21 protein-coding genes are annotated in these 19166 nt (G+C 32.9%); 4 read left to right on the plus strand and 17 right to left on the minus strand.

The features are described from left to right. Window positions 1-122: 122 nt before the first annotated feature. Window positions 123-656: a nucleoside tri-diphosphate phosphatase gene (gene ntdP / locus BG261_RS01215; protein ID WP_070787805.1), complete on the plus strand. Its 534-nt coding sequence runs from the start codon at window positions 123-125 to the stop codon at window positions 654-656. Between the two features lie 100 nt (window positions 657-756). On the opposite strand, the gene BG261_RS01220 is transcribed toward ntdP, so the two are convergent. Next, window positions 757-2202 (minus strand): NCS2 family permease, encoded by a 1446-nt coding sequence (locus BG261_RS01220; protein ID WP_070791364.1) that lies wholly within the window; start codon window positions 2200-2202, stop codon window positions 757-759. A 191-nt stretch (window positions 2203-2393) separates the two neighbouring features. On the opposite strand from BG261_RS01220, the gene BG261_RS01225 reads away from it, so the two are divergent. Then, window positions 2394-3203 (plus strand): Cof-type HAD-IIB family hydrolase, encoded by an 810-nt coding sequence (locus tag BG261_RS01225; protein WP_070791365.1) that lies wholly within the window; start codon window positions 2394-2396, stop codon window positions 3201-3203. 34 nt (window positions 3204-3237) lie between these two features. On the opposite strand, the gene BG261_RS01230 is transcribed toward BG261_RS01225, so the two are convergent. The 3 genes from BG261_RS01230 to BG261_RS11395 form a co-directional block, all read right to left on the minus strand. Further along, window positions 3238-3714 (minus strand): NUDIX hydrolase, encoded by a 477-nt coding sequence (locus BG261_RS01230; RefSeq protein WP_070791366.1) that lies wholly within the window; start codon window positions 3712-3714, stop codon window positions 3238-3240. Between the two features lie 75 nt (window positions 3715-3789). Beyond that, window positions 3790-4458: a (d)CMP kinase gene (gene cmk, locus BG261_RS01235; RefSeq protein WP_070791367.1), complete on the minus strand. Its 669-nt coding sequence runs from the start codon at window positions 4456-4458 to the stop codon at window positions 3790-3792. A gap of 12 nt (window positions 4459-4470) precedes the next feature. Continuing rightward, window positions 4471-5064 carry a LysM peptidoglycan-binding domain-containing protein gene (locus BG261_RS11395; protein WP_070791368.1) on the minus strand — a complete coding sequence of 198 codons (594 nt, stop codon included), beginning with the start codon at window positions 5062-5064 and terminating at the stop codon, window positions 4471-4473. A 59-nt stretch (window positions 5065-5123) separates the two neighbouring features. On the opposite strand from BG261_RS11395, the gene BG261_RS11080 reads away from it, so the two are divergent. Further along, window positions 5124-5327 carry a ferredoxin gene (locus BG261_RS11080; protein ID WP_075201829.1) on the plus strand — a complete coding sequence of 68 codons (204 nt, stop codon included), beginning with the start codon at window positions 5124-5126 and terminating at the stop codon, window positions 5325-5327. Here BG261_RS11080 and BG261_RS01245 read toward each other — a convergent pair. The 13 genes from BG261_RS01245 to BG261_RS01310 form a co-directional block, all read right to left on the minus strand. Further along, entirely contained in the window at window positions 5314-5814 is a 501-nt protein-coding gene (locus BG261_RS01245) for an EbsA family protein (protein WP_070791369.1), read from the minus strand. The genes BG261_RS11080 and BG261_RS01245 overlap by 14 nt on opposite strands. 78 nt (window positions 5815-5892) lie before the next feature. Beyond that, window positions 5893-7119 (minus strand): peptidase T, encoded by a 1227-nt coding sequence (gene pepT, locus BG261_RS01250; RefSeq protein ID WP_070791370.1) that lies wholly within the window; start codon window positions 7117-7119, stop codon window positions 5893-5895. After that, window positions 7116-7760: a DNA alkylation repair protein gene (locus BG261_RS01255; RefSeq protein WP_070791371.1), complete on the minus strand. Its 645-nt coding sequence runs from the start codon at window positions 7758-7760 to the stop codon at window positions 7116-7118. The genes pepT and BG261_RS01255 overlap by 4 nt, the downstream gene beginning before the upstream one ends. A gap of 104 nt (window positions 7761-7864) precedes the next feature. Further along, the gene (locus tag BG261_RS01260; RefSeq protein ID WP_070791372.1) at window positions 7865-8647 is read right to left on the minus strand and encodes a Nif3-like dinuclear metal center hexameric protein; all 783 of its coding nucleotides are present in this window, start codon (window positions 8645-8647) and stop codon (window positions 7865-7867) included. Beyond that, window positions 8648-9331 (minus strand): tRNA (adenine(22)-N(1))-methyltransferase, encoded by a 684-nt coding sequence (locus tag BG261_RS01265; RefSeq protein WP_070791373.1) that lies wholly within the window; start codon window positions 9329-9331, stop codon window positions 8648-8650. Then, window positions 9318-9968: an endonuclease III gene (gene nth, locus BG261_RS01270; protein ID WP_070791435.1), complete on the minus strand. Its 651-nt coding sequence runs from the start codon at window positions 9966-9968 to the stop codon at window positions 9318-9320. Before nth ends, BG261_RS01265 begins: the two co-directional genes overlap by 14 nt. Before the next feature lie 29 nt (window positions 9969-9997). Beyond that, window positions 9998-10678 (minus strand): DnaD domain-containing protein, encoded by a 681-nt coding sequence (locus BG261_RS01275; protein ID WP_070791374.1) that lies wholly within the window; start codon window positions 10676-10678, stop codon window positions 9998-10000. A 121-nt stretch (window positions 10679-10799) separates the two neighbouring features. Beyond that, the gene (locus BG261_RS01280) at window positions 10800-11312 is read right to left on the minus strand and encodes an adenine phosphoribosyltransferase (protein WP_070787794.1); all 513 of its coding nucleotides are present in this window, start codon (window positions 11310-11312) and stop codon (window positions 10800-10802) included. Further along, window positions 11302-13524 carry a single-stranded-DNA-specific exonuclease RecJ gene (gene recJ, locus BG261_RS01285; RefSeq protein WP_070791375.1) on the minus strand — a complete coding sequence of 741 codons (2223 nt, stop codon included), beginning with the start codon at window positions 13522-13524 and terminating at the stop codon, window positions 11302-11304. Before recJ ends, BG261_RS01280 begins: the two co-directional genes overlap by 11 nt. 23 nt (window positions 13525-13547) lie before the next feature. Next, entirely contained in the window at window positions 13548-14309 is a 762-nt protein-coding gene (locus tag BG261_RS01290; protein WP_070791376.1) for an SDR family NAD(P)-dependent oxidoreductase, read from the minus strand. Further along, window positions 14306-15238, minus strand: coding sequence for a ribonuclease Z (gene rnz, locus BG261_RS01295; RefSeq protein ID WP_070791377.1), 933 nt, complete (start codon window positions 15236-15238; stop codon window positions 14306-14308). Before rnz ends, BG261_RS01290 begins: the two co-directional genes overlap by 4 nt. 204 nt (window positions 15239-15442) lie before the next feature. Then, window positions 15443-16690, minus strand: a complete 1248-nt coding sequence (locus tag BG261_RS01305) for a DUF3114 domain-containing protein (protein WP_083318225.1) — start codon at window positions 16688-16690, stop codon at window positions 15443-15445. A 291-nt stretch (window positions 16691-16981) separates the two neighbouring features. Further along, window positions 16982-17734: a nucleotidyltransferase domain-containing protein gene (locus tag BG261_RS01310; protein WP_070791378.1), complete on the minus strand. Its 753-nt coding sequence runs from the start codon at window positions 17732-17734 to the stop codon at window positions 16982-16984. Window positions 17735-17932: 198 nt separating this feature from the next. Here BG261_RS01310 and BG261_RS01315 point away from each other — a divergent pair, with 198 nt between their 5' ends. Beyond that, window positions 17933-19153: a CapA family protein gene (locus BG261_RS01315; protein WP_070791379.1), complete on the plus strand. Its 1221-nt coding sequence runs from the start codon at window positions 17933-17935 to the stop codon at window positions 19151-19153. The last annotated feature ends 13 nt before the right edge of the window (window positions 19154-19166 follow it).

Here is a 19166-nt window from a genome sequence, read left to right on the forward strand (position 1 = left end):
CTCATTTTATTATAAATACTTGCTTCAAACAAGTATTTTTCACAACAAAATACAGACAATTCTGTTACTTTATGCTATAATGTAAAGCGAGATCTTTGAATTTTAGAAAGTTGGTATTAACTATGAAAGCTCTACGTGAGGGCGACTTTATTACGATTCAAAGCTATAAACATGACGGAAGCTTGCATCGTACCTGGCGTGATACGATGGTGCTAAAAACAAATGAGAATTCTATAATTGGAGTTAACGATCATACTCTTGTTACAGAATCAGATGAGCGTAGATGGGTTACTCGTGAACCTGCTATTGTTTACTTTCACAAAAAATACTGGTTCAACATCATAGCCATGATTCGAGATAATGGTGTATCTTACTATTGCAACCTTGCCAGTCCATATACTATTGACGACGAGGCCTTGAAATATATTGATTATGATTTGGATGTAAAAGTATTTCCTGATGGTGAAAAACGCTTACTTGATGCTGAAGAATATGAGCGTCATAAGGAACAAATGAATTATTCACCCCAAATTGATTACATTCTTAAAGAAAATGTTAAGATTTTAGTCGATTGGATAAAAAATGAGCGTGGTCCCTTCTCTGAGGAATACATCAAAATTTGGTACGATCGATATCATCAGTTGAAACAAAATTAGATTTATATCTATTTTGTTTTTTTATTACTCAAAACATAAAAAGATGTAAAAAAACTCCGAATCAACGGAGTTTTTCTATTTATTCATTTTCAATCTAAAATTAAAGCATTGCAAGGATTGCAAAGTTTGCAATAAATAGAATATCGACAATCCAGATTACAATATGAATTTCTGAGAATTTACCACGGATGATTTTAACAAGGGTAAACATGATGAATCCTGCCGCAATACCATAAGAGATACTATAGGCAAATCCCATAAACACACTTGTAAAGAAAGCTGGAATTGCCTCATCAAGATTAGACCATTCAATATCAGCAAAACTTGAAAGCATCATCATACCAACAATGATAAGTACAGGCGCTGTTGCTTGAGTTGGCACTAAGGCAAGAACAGGCGAGAATAAACTAGAAATCATGAACATAGCTGCTACAACTACTGATGTAAGTCCTGTGCGTCCACCAGCACCAATACCTGCTGCTGATTCAACATAAGTTGTTGTGTTTGATGTACCAAATACTGCACCGATTGAAGTTGCAACTGCATCAGCAATAAGTGCTCTATCCATCTTAGAAGATACTCCATCACCTTCTTCAAGTGCTTTTTCATCTTCTTCTGAGAAAATTCCAGTTTTGCGTCCAGTACCAATGAAAGTACCTAAGGTATCAAATGTATCTGAAAGGCTAAATGCTAGAATTGTCATACAAACCTGTGGAATTTTTGAACTATCCGCAAAAAGTGAACCCATTCCCTCTTTACCAAATGCTGCGCCAAAAGTTGTACCTAGCTCTTTAAATGCTACAGCAATATTGTTTTCTTGTAATAAAGTTGAAAAGTCAACTTTTACAATCCCAGTAGCAAGAGCAATCAGAGTTGTTAATAGAATTGAAAGTAAGATTCCTCCACGAATGTTTTTAAGAACAAAAAACATTGTAATTACAATACCTACAAGAGCAAGTAATACTCCAGGGTTATTAAATTTTACAAGTTCAGGTACTGCACTACTGTTGGCAATAATACTTGATTGTCCAACTGGAGCTTTGTCATCTAAAACGACATATGCTCCTGGATCGCTTAGAAATTGTAGGAGTCCTGCATTTTTTATACCAACATAGGCAATGAAAATACCAATACCACCACCAATAGCATGTTGTAAGCTTAGGGGAATAGCTTTCATGATTGCTTTACGAATACGAGTAACTGTAATAATAATATTAATAATTCCACAAATAAATACCATAGCCAATGCTTGTTGCCATGTGTATCCAAGGGCAAATACAACCGTAAATGTAAAGAAGGCATTTAGTCCCATACCTGGTGCTTGAGCATAAGGTACATTAGCATAAAGTCCCATAATAAGTGTTCCAATAACACTAGCAATAATTGTTGCTAAAAATACTGCCTGAGTAGGCATTCCTGTTTGTCCCAAAATACTTGGGTTAACAAATAAGATATAAGACATGGCAAAGAATGTAGTCAATCCTGCCATTACTTCAGTACCAACAGTGGTACCATTTTCTTTTAGTTTGAAAAATTTTTCTAACATGACTCTCCTTAAAAAATAACATTTTATAATCTACATTCATTATTTTACGTTAAATTTTAAAAAGTTCAAGCAATTTCTTAAAATTAGTATATATTATTTTGTTTAATGTTCGCGTTTTGCTAAAATATTCCAAGTAAAACTTAAATATGATACAATAGCAACATATTAACAAATATAGATGGGTATAAAGAATGAATAAAAAACTAATTGCGATTGATCTTGATGGTACAACGTTAAGGTCAGACAATACAATCAGCAACTATACAAAAGAAACTTTTAAAAAATTGCAAGATGATGGGCATTCAATTGTCATAACAACAGGTAGACCATATAGAATGTCGATTGATATTTATAAAGAACTTGGTTTAGCATCTCCTATGATTAACTTCAATGGTGCTATGGTAACAAAACCAAGTGATAAAAATTGGGATTTTAAAGATGAAAAGCAAGTTGATAAAGACATTGTTAGAGATTTATTAAAAAATCAAAACAGCTTTAAACTGGATTTTCTGGCAGCAGAATATCGTCGAAAATTCTTTATCAATAATTTCAATGCAGTTTCCCCTCAACTGTTTGGTGTAAAAGAATTCAAACCATATAACAAACTTGAAGAAACTAAATTAACTGCAAATCCAAATGCACTTCTTCTTCAAACAACATCACCAAATAAACATACAATTGCCAAAAATATCAATGAATATTATAAAGATCAAGTTAGTGTTGCTGCATGGGGTGGTCCAAACCAAATTTTAGAAATCGTTCCTAAAAATGTTAGTAAAGCAAGTGGGTTACAACATTTACTTGATGTTATGAATATAGATAAAAATGATTTACTTGCTTTTGGTGATGAACAAAATGATGTAGAAATGCTTAAATTTGCTCCTGAAAGTTACGCTATGAAGAATGCCAATCCAATACTGTTAGAACATGCTAAAAATCAAACAAAATGGACAAATGATGAGGATGGTGTGGCAAAAACATTAGAAGATTTACTTCTATAAACAAAAAAAGTTGGAAATCCAACTTTTTTTATTTTCAAGAATCATTATTTATTAGATGTACAATATCATTAGGAAATAAATTAGTTAGTGTATTAAGTATTTCAGGTTTTAAACTAATCTTGTTAGAATATAGATCAGAAATTTTAACCCATACAAATTCTATACCATCAATAACAAACATATCTTGATAATATTTAAATTCCTTATTATCAATGATTATATTATAAATAAAGGATATTTCTTGATATCTTTTAGAATCAATCACTGCAAAATTTTCAATAACAAATAGTAGTCTATCTATCTTTAAATTAAGATTGATTTCTTCCTTAATTTCTCTTCGTAAGGCCTTTTCAAATGTTTCTCCAACTTTAACTCTGCCACCTATTGGCGCTAAAGAAGCATCGTTAATTTTTCTCTGTAAAAGTATCCTTTTACCGTCATTAATTAAAGCAGCTGTACGCCAGCTTATTATTGAACTATCCAATTCAAATGAAATATCATCTCTAAGCATATCAACCCCTAAACTATACTTTACTTTATAGATAAAGCCTTTAAAATCTAGTTAATTTTAAAGGCTTCGTCAACTTTATTTAATTAATTCATTTGCTTTATCTTCAATGAAGTTTACAACTTCATCAATTGACATACCAGTGGTGTCAAGATATATAGCATCTTCTGCTTGAACAAGTGGAGATGTTTTTCTTGTGCTATCTTTATGATCACGCTCAGCAATCTCAACTTTTAATATTTCAAGATTTGATTCAATGTTCATTTCCTGATTTTGTTTATGACGTCGCTCAGCACGCTCATCAACGCTTGCAACTAGGAAAATCTTTAATTCAGCATCAGGAAGAACAACTGTACCTATATCACGACCATCCATTACGATTCCGCCATGACTTGCTATAAACCTTTGAGCATCCACTAAATATTCACGTATTTTAGGCATCGCTGATATGCGTGAAACATTAGAAGTAACATCCTTCTGGCGAATAGCTCCTGACACATCAACTTCACCGAGGTAAACAAGTTGTTTTCCATCTGAGTCAATCCCAAAAGATATTGGATTTTCTTGTACAAGTTCAATGATATCTTCTTCTTGCTCTAGACTATTATTTAGTGCTAAATAAGTTACTGCACGATACATGGCACCTGTATCTAAATAAATTAAGCCCATATCTTGTGCAATTATCTTTGCTACTGTACTCTTTCCACTTGAAGCAGGACCATCAATCGCAATTCTAATGTCAGTCATTAAGTTATCTCCTTACTTAAGTTTTACAACTTGACCTGGGTATGCAAACCAAGTATCGACAGTCATACCATTAGCAGCAGCAATTTGACTTGCAGGGATACCTGTTCTCGCAGAAATTTGGTTTACACCTTCACCAGCCTCAACTGCAGTAGAATCAGCCGTATTTTCTTGATTAGTATCTTGTTGTTGGTCTTCTTTTGCTTTATCTTCGGCTTCTTTTTTCGCCTTATCTTCAGCTTCTTTTTTTGCTTTGTCCTCAGCTTCTTTTTTCGCCTTATCTTCAGCTTCTTTTTTCGACTTATCTTCTACTTCCTTTTTTTTCTTACTAGAAGAGTCATCATTTTTCTTATCTGATTCTTTTTTTGTTGTTTCTTTTGTTGCTGACTCTTTTTTATTATTTACTTTTTTAGTTGAAGAATCTCCAGAGCTATAAAAGGAATCAGAAATTTTTGCATTGTCAGTAAGTCGATTACTCCATAAAAGAGTACCTATAATGATACCTAATACAATGAACAATCCAAAGACTAATGCTGTAAGAAATTTTGTGCTAGCTGGTTTATTTTCATTATTATTACTATTTTTTTTTGGTTCTTGATTTTCTGCCACTTTTTTACCTCTTCTACCTTTAATTTGACTTTTTTTGTTATTACTATTACTATTTTCTTATGAAAATTAAAATTATTCCCGAAAAATGCATTGCATGCGGACTTTGCCATAGTTATGCACCAAATGTATTTGATTATTATGACGATGGAATCGTAAAATTCTATGATACAACTTTAGATAACCTTGATGTTTCAAATAATTATGAAAATCAAGTCAATCAATCAATCAAAGATTGTCCTACACATGCGATTATAAGGCTTTAGGGCCTTTTTTTCTATCTTTTTCATCCTTATAGATGTCAAAGTAGTCATTAACATTACCAATAAGTTCAACTTCACCCATAAAATATTCATTAGATACTAAGGCGTCTAAAAAATATTTTTTTGTCCATTTCTTCATATAAAAGATTTTTCCATTTGGCCAGTTCTTTGAAAATATTTTTAAAGTATGCTTTGAAATATCAATTCTACTTATACCACTAATTGGATGTTTTCTAGGTAAGCCGGGTATACTTGAATATACAAGCAACTCATCCTTATCATCACTTATCACAAAATATCTATGAATACCAATTCCAAATAGGACAATGAATACAAAGAAAAATGAAAGTGATGATTTTGAAATTTTTGTATTTTCAAGCAAGAGAGCCATACTTATAAATATTGGAATAAATGCAAGACTCCAATATATTACGAAAAAACTCAGCTCAGGTTGCCAATGGTATCTTAATTTTCCAAATACCTTTATCATTAATAAACAAAATCCCCCAGTCTGTCATTTTCAATATTATCATACCACAATTTATTATTAATAGTTATTGATAATAGATTATTCAGCATTTAATTTTGCAATTTCAATGATAGTATCAACTGCTTTTTCCATTGTTTGTAAACTTACAAATTCAAAACGACCATGCATGTTTTCACCACCAGCAAAAATATTTGGCGTAGGAGTTCCTAAAAACGAGATTTTGCTTCCATCAGTACCACCACGAACAGCTTCAATTACTGGTGTAATATCTAGATTCTTCATTGCTTTTTCAGCAAGTTCAATAATTGACATATCTTTTTCAATAACTTCAGCCATATTGTAGTATTGATCGTTAATTTCAGCCGTAACACGTGGAGTTTCAAAAGCCTTGTTCATTTCATCAGCAATTTGAACCATCTTAGCTTTCATATCTTCAAAAGTTTTACGATCATGATCACGAATAATATATACTGAATCAGCTTCTTCTGGCACACCTGATAAATCAAGTAAGTGATAGAAACCATCTCTACCCTCAGTCAATTCTGGACGAGCATTTTCTGGCAGTGCATTATGGAAATCAATTGCAAGTTGCAAAGCATTAACCATTTGATCTTTAGCAGTTCCAGGGTGAACATTTTTCCCTTGGAAATGAAGTTTAGCAGATGCCGCATTAAAAGTTTCATATTGAAGTTCACCTAAAGGACCACCATCCATAGTATAAGCGAAATCAACATCAAAATCTTCTACATCAAATTTATCAGCTCCAATACCAATTTCTTCATCTGGACCAAATCCAACACGAATTTCACCATGTTTAATTTCAGGATGTTTTACTAGGTAATCAATTGCTGTCATTATTTCCGCAATACCACTCTTATCATCAGAACCTAATAGAGTAGTACCATCAGTAGTTATCAAAGTTTGACCGTGATAGTTATTCAAATTAGGGAAATCTTTTGGATCTAATGTAAATTCAGTATCACCAAGCTTAAGCACACCACCATCATAGTTTTCTACGATTTGAGGATTAACATTTTCTGCATTGAAATCTGCAGTATCCATGTGAGCAAGAAAACCGATTTTACGAACATCTTTATCAGTATTGGCTGGAAGGCTACCAATTACATATCCATTGCTTTCAAGATAATGAACATCTTGTAATCCAACTGCTTCCATTTCCTTAGCAAGTTCATGCGCAAAAGCAACCTGGCTTTGAGTACTAGGCGTAGTTGTGCTATTTTCGTCTGAACGAGTATTAACTTTAACGTATTTAACAAAACGGTTTAATAATTCTTCGTATTTCATATGTATTTACTTCCTTCTCTTATACTTAGTGGGCTTAGCCCTGCTCGGTTTTCTTTGATAAAATTGGTAACCCATTCAGGATTTGTCTTACTATAGTCCCTCAGGCTCCAACCTATTGCCTTATTAATGAAAAATTCAGTCTGATTAAGGTTGTTTTTTATTATTTGACCTAATAAATCTGGCTTAGTTTTTTCTTTTCTAGTTAATTGATGGTCTATCGCTAATCGTCGAAGCCAAAAGTTACTATCTTTACTCCACTCTAGCATCAATTTATCCTGTTCTGGATTTCTGAGTACAATATCTCCGATTATCCTGTCAAAAATATCAATTGAATCCCACCATGACTTTTGAAGTGCTAACTCTTTTAATTTTGGAATGTCCTGGACTTGCAAATACTTTTTATTAGACTTTAAGTAATCTAGTGCTAGGTATTGAAATTCACGCTCTGACTTATTCCATGCTTTTTCGATAAATTCCCAATCTATATCAGGACCTTTGATTGACTTAAGAAAATCTTTTGAGATGTCCCGCCTTTTAGGACTTTTTATTCCTAAAAAAGGAAAATTGTTTTTCATGTAAGCTGACATTTTTTGTGCATTTTCTGAGTTTGCACTCTCATAAAATTCATCAAATATTTTCATTTTTCACCACCAATATTTTCGTGAATTTATCTACTATTTCATTTTCATATTCTATCAAAAATTTACTAATTTTAATAGTTAGACCTTAGAATTATTTATCTAATTTAAAGTGTAATAAATGGATTGGTATTAGCTTTACTTTCTATAATCTCTACCCCACTAGTTAACTGTCTTAATTTTCCTGCCACTAATGGAATAAAATCTTTTTCTATATAATGACCTGGGTCTAAGACAATCACTCCTGAACTTATCATATCATGAGCTGAATGGTAGTAAACATCTCCAGTAATAAATAAATCAGCTTTTTTATCAAGAGCATCTTTGAAGAAACTACCACCCGTTCCACCACAAATTGCAACACGTGAGATTTCTCTATTCAAGTCTTTTTCATAAGAAACTAAACGAATATCATCTAAATCAAATGCTTTTTTCGTTTTATCAATGAATTCACCTAAAGTCTGCTTTTCAATATTTCCAATACGACCAATTCCATTATTGTCAGATGTTTGTGATAAAAACTCTGTATCGTTAATATCTAGAAGCTGACAGAAATAATCATTTATACCACCATCTACAATATCAATATTCGTATGACTAATATAGACTGAAATTCCTGCTTGAATCAAATCAAGAATTAATTTTTGTTGAGTATCTTCTTCAACTAAGGTTGACACTGGTCTAAAAATTAGAGCATGTTTTGCCAAAATACAATCTACATTGTTTTCAATTGCTTCAGCAACTGTATCTTCTCTTATGTCCAAAGTAACTAATATTTTTTTGAATTCTTTATCTAAAGTCCCTACTTGTAAACCGACTGCATCATCTTTCATAGAAAGTTCTTTAGGACAATAACTTTCGTATGCTTTAAAAAATTGATTACCGTTCATTTATAAATTCTCCTCTATAAATTGAATATTAGCTTCGATTTCTTTTACTCTATGAGAATCTTGACTGTTTTCTCTTAAGTTTTTCAAGATTTTATTTTGTTTCTCAAGTTCTCGCATCCATTTTTTCTTAAATACCTGTGACTTTTCTTGATTTAAAAATGGTCCAAATTCTATTTGGGTTTCATTAAGATTACTTTCCCCATGCTTTGAAAAAATAACTTCATAAATTTTTCCATTTTCTTCAAGAATTACTTCATCCACAATTGAAAAACCATTTTCCTGTAACCAAATACGTAAATTTCTTTCACTATTATTAGGCTGGAGTACAAGATTATCAATACTATGTAGTTTTTCTTTTCCAGCATCTAAAATTTGAGATATTAGGCTCCCACCCATTCCAGCAATTGTTATAGTATCAATGTTATCTTCTTCGGTGAAAGCTTCAAGACCATTTGCAAGTCTCACATCTATTTTGTCTGACAGACCTTGACTTTTTACATTGGCAGCTGCACTTTGGTATGGTCCATCAACTACTTCACCAGCAATTGCATAAGAAATCTTTCCATTTTTTAGCAGATTAATTGGTAAATATGCATGGTCACTTCCTACGTCAAGTAAACGAGAATTTTGTGGTACAAAGTCACCTACTATTTTAAGTCTATTGGATAATTTATCGTTGTTCATTTAAATTTTTCTTTCCGTATGCGCAATATGAATATACTGGACAAATATCACATTTAGGGCTTCTCGCCGTGCAATGATAACGCCCAAAAAATATTAATCTATGATGTGAGTCAACCCATTGATCTTCAGGCAACCACTTCATAAGTTTCTCTTCTACTTCTGTCACACTCGCTGATTGCTTAACAATTGGCCAGCGCTTAGAGATGCGTTCCACATGGGTATCAACTGCAATACCTGGTATACCAAAGGCATCTCCCAAAACAACATTTGCTGTTTTTCTTCCGACACCAGGTAGGGTCTGCAATTCTTTTTTATCTAGTGGAATTTCTCCGTCATATCTTTCAATTAACTGTTGAGCTGTTTTAACAATATTTTTTGCCTTAGTACGATACAAACCAATGGTTCTTATTAAATTTTCAACATCTTCTACATCTGCATTTGCAAGGGATTTTGCATCTGGGTATTTAGCAAACAAGCCAGGTGTAGCCTTATTTACTCCCTTGTCTGTTGCTTGAGCTGATAGTATTGTTGCAATTAAAAGTTGAAAGGGAGTATCAGCAACAAGCTCTCCATGTGCATCTGGAAACATTTCAGCAATGATATCCATTACTTCTAAGAATTGCTTTTTAGTTAACATTTTTGCCATGAATTTCTACCACCTTTCTCTTAATTTTTCTTCCACTGACCTGTTGGAATATGGAAACTTGGTCCACTAGGATTTGAATTTCTAGTATCTGCCAAATTCCTTTCTTCTCTTTTTCGGCTAATATCGCTTTCCGACTTAATTCCTTCACCACGCCAGTTACGTAGGATAGCTCTAATATAATTGAGGCTAACCTTGCGATTAAGTACAGCTTCACGAAGGGCTAATTTAATCAGAGGAATTTCAAAGTCATCTTCCTCAATCCAATTTCGTATTTCTTCAGCCTGAAAGGGGGTAATCGTGCCCATTTCCTGTTCAAAACTCTGCATAAGATCTCTGAACTGATCTTCCGACACAGTTTTTTCATCAAGCACAAGTGGTATATTGTTTTCTTTTGCTTTTTGAATTTCATCTAGCTTGGAAAAAGCATAATTTGCATCAAAGATTGTGTCAACAGAACCTGCGACTTCAAGAATTGTAACCTTTAGACTTCCTGAAGATTGTAAATTTTTAATAGCTGTATTTATTTCAACCAAATCACGATTAAGTGCTGCGGCGATTGTACTTGGTGCGACATCAGAATTTTCATAGAAGAAAAGCCAAACGACAAAATCAAGCTCACTTGTAAATAATATATGAAAATTGCTTAATAATTCATGTGGAAGGACAACATGTCCTGCCTTATATTCTTCAAAATATGACATTTTATCTCCATTTAATAACTCTATAAAATGGGCATATAAACCCAATTATCTATAACATTCATTATACCAAAATTCAAAGCAAAAAATCGCCCAAATAGACGATTTTTAAACTTATTTATTATTAATAATGCATAAGAACTTTATAGTCATAATCTCCAATTGCTTCACGACCTTTAAGTTCGTCAAGTTCGATTAGAAAGGCACAACCTGCTACTACTCCACCAAGTGCTTCAATCATTTCGATTGTAGCCTTAACAGTACCACCTGTTGCAAGTAAATCATCAACTATAAGTACACGTTGTCCTGGTTTGATGGCATCTTTGTGCATTGTAAGTGTATCTAGACCATACTCTTTTTCGTAATCAGCTGAAATTACTTCACGAGGAAGTTTTCCTGGTTTACGAACTGGTGCAAAACCAATACCTAATTCAAAGGCAACTGGACATCCAACAATAAATCCACGCGCTTCAGGTCCTACAATCATGTCGATTTCTTTATCAGTTGCATACTGAACAATCTCACGAATTGCATAGCTATATGCATTTCCATCAGCCATCAGAGGTGAAATATCACGGAAAGTAACACCTTCTTGTGGATAATTAGGGATACTAGCAACATAGTCTTTAAGATTCATTTTTTTCTTCCTTTAATCTATTATAAATTTCTTTGACAGGAGCAAGTGCAAAGAACTCCTGTATTTCTATCTTCTCTTTTAAATCCTGATAAATCTTACTCTCAGAGATTTCACGCTTTGGCGCTTCCTTATTGACAGTCATTACACCATCTTCAATATTTACAAATTCTAATTCAGCAAATACTTGAACCATTTTTACAAGTAGTTCATTTGGTATTCTCAAATATTGAGCAAGCGAAGGCAACTTATAACGTACATCAAACTCTGGGTACTGATAAATTGTTTTATAGAGTCTTGCATATTGTTCTCTTGAACCAGGACCAGTCAAATAATATTCTACTTTAATCTGATTTTCAAAATAAATAGCTGAAAAATTATGAGTCTGGATTAAATTCTTCAAGTTATCCAAAGAGTTTGGAATTTCTTTAAGGTACAATACCGAACCTATTATATCATTATTATCAATATTTTCCTCAAATATATATGCATTTGATGGAATTTCCGCTTTTTTAGATCTAATATCTATTAATTGTACGCCTTCTGCTCTTGCATCACAGACCATTAATTGGACATTTGTTGCACCATTCCATCTATTGATTGAAAGATTTACTGCTAGTTGACTTTCTACCTGTTGAAATTCCAATGCTTCTGCACCATGTCCAAAATACAAAGCATCAACTTTTTTGTCACCTTGTTCAATTCTCAGTTTTAAATGAGCATTATTTTGTCCAAGTGTGCGAACATTAGTCACTTGATAATTTTCAACTAAAAAGCGTGGTCTTGCATTATCCATTCCAAAAGGAGCAAGACGATCAAGATTTTTCACTAGATCTAAGTCAATCTCACTCAAATCAAGCTTTCCATCAAGTATTAATTGACCTTTTTTAGTCATATCGATATCATTTTCAGCAATGAAATTGACCATCGCTTCTTTTATGGCAGGTAAGTTTTCAAGCTTAAAGGTCATTCCTGCTGCTTGAGCATGTCCTCCAAAAGCTACAAATAAATCACGATGGGGATTTAAGGCATCAAAAATATTATAGGCTTCAATAGATCTAGCACTACCTTTTAAAACCCCATTATCATTATTTAGCATAATGACCGGCTTATTAGTTTTTTCCAGAAGTCGTCCTGCAACAATTCCAAGAACTCCTGGGTGCCAATCTTCCTTATATAGAATTTGAACTGGACTTTCATCAAGCATGGCTTGAGCTTCTTCCGTTATCTTTTCAACGATAGCCTTTCGTTCATTATTCTTTTCATCAATCATGCTGGCAATTTCTTGTGCCAACTCATCATCCCAACCAATTAATAGCTCGACAGCTGGATTTGGATCATCAAGACGCCCAAGAGCATTTAATCTTGGTGCAATTTGAAAGCCAACTGTTTCTTCGTTAATATCTTGAAAATCAACACCAGCTAATTTCATCAGTTCAAGCAGACCAACTCGCTCTGTATTAGCTAAAATTTGTAGACCATATTTTACTAAAATCCTATTTTCACCGGTCAAACTAACCATATCAGCAATGGTTCCAATAGCTACGAGATCCAACATCTCAGTTGGAACATATTCAAGTAAAGCGCAGGCTAACTTGAAGGCAACACCGACCCCAGCTAGATGCTTAAATGGATAATTAGCGTCAGGGTGTTCTGGGTGGACGATGGCATATGCATCGGGTAAAATATCTGGCATACTATGATGGTCAGTTACAATCACATCAACTCCGCAAGACTGGGCATACTCAATGGCATCTCTACCTGCCACGCCATTATCAACAGTAATAATTAAATTAATATCTTCATTGTCTATATAGTATTGATAGACGTCTTTATTTGGTCCATAGCCGTCTGTAAAACGATTGGGTAGGTACACACTAGCTTCTGCTCCCAACTCATCTAAAGCTGTCTTTAAAACACTTGATGAAGTCATACCGTCTGCATCGTAATCCCCATAGATAAGGATATTTTCTCCCTGTTGAATGGCATAAAGAATACGATTAACAGCACGTTCCATATCATGAAGTAAAAACGGATCATGAAGATCTTCAAGATTTGGATTTAAAAATTCTTCCACTTCCTCTTGATTATGAAAGCCACGATTCCATAAAATGCTTCCAGTTAAATCATCAAGTTTATTATCTTTTATTATTCTTTCGAACTCTGGATCATAAGATTTCTCATTAATAATCCATTCATTGCTTGCTTGTATCATCGAAGACACCTCATTTGTCAAAACTACTTAAGATTGAATAATCCACCAGCTAACATGTCACCAATGCGTGGAAAAAGTTGATAACTTTTAGCAGCAAATGTCATAGCTAGAGGTAAATTTACTTCTCTCTTCTTTTTACCGATTACATTTACAATCTTTTGTGCGACCTTATCAGGACTTAGAACAATGAAATCAACCTTTTTCAAATACTCCCCTGACGGGTCAGCTTTTGCAAAAAAATCAGTTTTTATTGGTCCTGGATTGACTGTTGTTACAAAGATATTTGAATCTTTCAGTTCTAGGCGAAGTGCATCTGAAAAACCTACAACTGCATATTTTGTTGCTGAATAAATTGAAGATTGAGCAGTTGCCATCTTCCCAGCCATTGAAGCGATATTAATAATTTGGCCAGACTTTTGTTCAATCATACCAGGTAAAAATTGTTTTGTAATATTCATTAGTCCTAAAACATTAACGTCAAACATTGCAACAATTTCTTCATATGAAAAATTGATAAAATTCTTAAATTCGCCAAAACCTGCGTTGTTTATTAATAGGTCAAGAGCTCCAAAACGTTTTGAAATATTTTGACAGATTGTCTTTACCTGTTCATTATCAGTAATATCACACTCATATAGATGAATAGCACTATTATCTTTATATTTTTCTACCAATGGTTCAATATTTCTTGATAACAAAATAATATTTTCAGCTTTTATCTTATCAACTAAGTGATTTGCTAAGCCACCACTTGCACCAGTTATTAATACGTTTTTTAGCTTCATTTTATTTCAACCTCTTCAAAATCACGTACTACATGACTATTTGGAAATATCTTTTTAGCTTCTTCCTCTAATCTCCAAGCCTCTGGTCCAACATAACGAGCGCTGATATGTGTTAAAAGTAACATTTTAACTTGAGCAGCAATAGCAATTTCAGCTGCTTGTTTAGTAGTTGAATGAGCATGATTTCGAGCTATTTTAGCTTCCTTCGCTTCATAAGTTGCTTCATGAACTAACACATCGCTTCCAATCGCCAAACGAATAGTATTATCAGTTCGACGTGTATCTCCAAGAATTGTTACTACTTTACCTGGCTTGTCTGAGCCAATAAAATCACTTGCAACTATTACTCGTCCATCATCAAGTGTTACATCTTGTCCATTCTTTATTTTTCCAAATAATGGTCCAAAAGGTACACCTGCATCTCTTAAAGCTTGTGCATTTAACTCACCAACTTTATCTTTTTCCACAACTCGATATCCGTATGATATAATTCCATGATCAAGTACATCCATGTATACCTGAAATGTAGCATCTTCAAATATCATACCTGTATCTTCTACAGTCAGTTCATGGAAATTAATACGATAAGGTAAGCGAGTTGCTGATAGCTTTAGACTTGTCAAAACATAATCTTTAATCCCTACTGGACCATATAAATCTAATTCTACTTGCTCATCACCACTTAGAAATCCTCGACTTGACAAAAATCCAGGTAGTCCATAAATATGATCACCATGCATGTGAGTGATAAAAATTTTATTGATTTTCCGAGGTTTAATCGTAGTATTAAGAATTTGATGTTGCGTAGCCTCACCACAATCAAACATCCAAATTTCATTTCTTTCATCCAAAAGTTTAAGCACAATACTTGTGACATTTCTTTGCTTCGAAGGCATCCCTGCACCAGTACCTAAAAATTGTAATTCCATATTTTCCTCAAATTTTCTATCTGCCCTAGCGGAGTCGAACCGCTATCTCAAGAACCGGAATCTTACGTGATATCCATTACACTAAAGGCAGATTATTTTTTTGTCGTACTCTTAATTCTACTAAAAAGACCATTTAAAAGCAAGATTCTAAAACTATAAAAAATGCCTTACTAATCTTAGCAAGGCTCCAGTTTATTCTATAATTTACAGCTCTTTCGTATTTCTCTTAATTTTGTCAAATTCTGCAAATCCTGGATTTGATTTTTGAAAACTACCACAGTACTTGATAAATTCGTCATAAGTCTCTTTTTTTTGATCAGCTGGTATATTTATCCAAGCCATATAATCGACTTCTTCATTTTTAACTATATCTAAGTATCGCCCACTTGCTTCTTCATCACGTTCAAAATCATTTTCACTTTTCCAATAACGTGTAGCCTTACGTCTTAATTCATGATCTTTTGGATGACTTATATCCAATGTACGATGGCTTGACCTAAAAATTGATGGTACATCTCGATAACCACCCCAGGGAATACCATAATTATAAGATTCAGTATTTGCTACTTCTTCTAGTTCCTCTGGCAAATAGTGGTCTGGATTTGAATCAATCTTCCCATCTGTACCATATTTGAAGGTATCCCACTGGCTAACAAATTTTCCTGTATCCATGTCAACTATAAATTCTGACATTCGTGCATTGTTTAATTTTCTTTTCTTTGAAGTATTTATTTTCGGCACTTGTACCTTCATATTATGTGGATATTCAAATAACTCCATATATCTATTATGATAATTTGCACCTGTTGTATAGTCAAAAGGTAATTTGAATTTTCTACCATAGGCAAGTAACTTTTGATAGTCATTTTCACCAGAAAAATTATTTCGAACGAATTCGATATTTTGCTTATCAATATACGATCTAAATAAATGAATCTCTCTTCCTAATTCATTTACATTTAGGCCCTCATTTGTTGGAAAAGATAAAAGCACATCATACCTAAACATTGTGAAAAATTCTGAATGTGGTGGTATTTCTGGAAAAATTGTATGACTCCCATTTAAATGTTGAAAACCAAATTCATCAATATTTGTCCCTAAATGATGTAAAACTAGGGTTATTTTTTGAATAGAAGGCATTTTTGAAGCTCCATATAAAATAATATATGGTCTAGATCCTACTTGTTTGGTTAATGCATATATATCACGAATCATAACTTCAGCTTCTGATGGGCTAAGCCCTACTAACTTCTTATTAAGATATTTAATATATGCTGATATTGCTGAATTATCCCACCCATATTTTTTCAATAGTTTCTGTGTTTGAACGTTGATATCATTAACAAAAGATTCATAGTCAAAAAAACTTTGACCTCTAATTCCACGAATTCTAGTCTTACGGCTAGCAAACCATATTCTTATATTTTCTTTTAATCTTTCAAACCATTTCATGGCATTTCTCCGATTTTTTTCTTAAATTTAGTATATTTTAATTAGCTAATTTAGTCAAAGAGATAACCCTCTCATATGATTTGTTCAAGAAAAAAACGAGGCGTTAACCTCGCTTTTTCTGTAGGAGTTTTTTAGGAGTTTTCACGAGCCAAGCTCGTCTATGAAAAAATTATACTATGGAGTATATAATTGTTTGTTAATTCTTTAAATCGATTTATAGAAATATTTTTTTCTATAGTATATATAATATAGAATATTTTTCTTTAAATCATCAGACCAAAGTATGAAATTTTAATTCAAGACTAATTCTAAAAAAACTTTATTCAATTCTTCCCATGAATTTTTTTCATCAAATAACATTTGAGCTTTGACCTCTAAAGTTAAAAGATTTTTCGCAATATAATCATTTAATTTATCTATTCTTGGAATATAGTCAAGCTCATCTAAATTAGCTTTCTTTTCCAACAACTCTTGAACATAAGGTAACATACTATCATCAAGTTCTGCTGCTACTAGCTCATTAAATCTCATTGGCGGAAAAGTATTTCTATTGACTATCCATTTACTAGCTAAAAGAGGGCGTAGAGTATAAAAATATTTCTTTATTTTTACATCTTCACCTTGAAGAAACTGATTGTAAGTAGATGATGCCATGTGCCAATAATGATATAGATTCTTTTTACCAGAAAAATAATTAACAAGTATTTTCTTGAGTATTTCAATTTTTTCATTCTGATAATATACTATTGGAGAAGTACACCACTCTAATAGTGTGGAATTTGACTTATATAGTAGACGAAGTGCCTTTTGTAAATCCCATCCATTAATGTCCAATGTCTCGTCAAGTTGCCATTCAATCACATCTCTTGTTTCGTCCAAACGCAAATAATATTCTGGTTTTCTTATGTATATAAAACGCACATCATAATCACTGTCTGGAGATTCAAATCCCCATGCACGACTACCTGATTCAACTGCTAAAATGATTTCAACCTGCTCATTTTCTTCTATTTCTTTTAATTTTTCACGAATTATAGCTTCCATTTTTTTCTCCTGATAATTTTCTGTATTAATTATATCATATAAGACTTTCTAATTTTAGAAAGTTATCAAGTATATACATCTATAACTACTGAGCTATAGGCTTAGTATGATTTTTATATTTTTATGTGATTAATATTCCATTGTATTAAGTAAACCCTTTTAGTATAATAAAGTAAACATAAAAAAGGGGAGCTTTATATGAATGAAAATGGAAAAATTAACTGGAAAAGACTTACAATTTTAGTTTTACTTGGGATATTGTTACCAATCTGTTTTGTATATGCACAGGGTAGACTATTTAATAAAAACAAAGTTACACCAGAAAATAAGGAAAAAATTGAAAATAAAAAAACGAGCAAGGAAAAAGGTAGTAGTAAAAAAACTGCTAAAATTACTGCAAGTGGTGACATGCTCTACCACGATATTGTTTATGGAAGCGCTTGGGATGGTCAACGTTATGATTTTGACAATGATTATGAGCTAGTTAAACCACTTGTGTCTTCTGCTGATCTTGCTTTAGGAGATTTTGAAGGAACAATCAATCCAAACAGGGAATTAGCAGGATATCCAATATTTAATGCACCAGAAGAGGTCCTTGGAAGTATTAAATCAGCTGGTTTTGATGTCTTAGATTTAGGACATAATCATATTTTAGATACTGGAATTGATGGACTCGTTTACACTGCTAATGCTATTAAAAAAGCTGGTATGGACTATATAGGTGTTGATGTGAATAATCGAGGAATTCTTGTTAAAGAAGTTAACGGAATTAAGATTGCTTTACTGTCATATGCTTATGGATTTAATGGGCTTGAAGAGGGTATAAGCAAGGAAGATTATGATAAGTACCTTAAAGATATGAATCCTGATAAGATGAAAAAAGAAATAGAAGAGGCTGAAAAAATTGCAGATATTACTGTAATTATGCCTCAAATGGGAGAAGAATACCGACTAACTCCAACAGACGACCAAATTAAAACATACCATGACATGATAGATTGGGGTGCTGATATTATTTTTGGTGGTCATCCTCACGTTGCAGAACCTACAGAAATAGTTGAAAAAGATGGAGAAAGAAAATTTATAATCTATTCAATGGGAAATCTTCTCTCAAATCAACGTTACGAAACATTGGAAGATTACTGGACTGAACGTGGCGTCATTATGGATGTAGATATTGAAAAAGAAAATGACAAAACAGTCATTAAGAATGTTAAGGCTCATCCAACTTGGGTATCAAGAACTCCTATCGAAGGACGAACTTTCCAAGGGTTCCCAGCCTATGATTATCAAGTATTACTTGCTGAGAACTATATTAAAGGTGGTAAATTAGCAGATACTGTTCCAGAGGAAACACGACAAAGAATTGAAACAGCCTATAATGAGATGATGACATTATTAAACCTTCAATGGAATTAAAAAAGAATTATAG

Origin of the sequence: Floricoccus tropicus (assembly GCF_001832905.1) — a bacterium.
GTDB classification, from domain to species: Bacteria; Bacillota; Bacilli; order Lactobacillales; family Streptococcaceae; genus Floricoccus; species Floricoccus tropicus.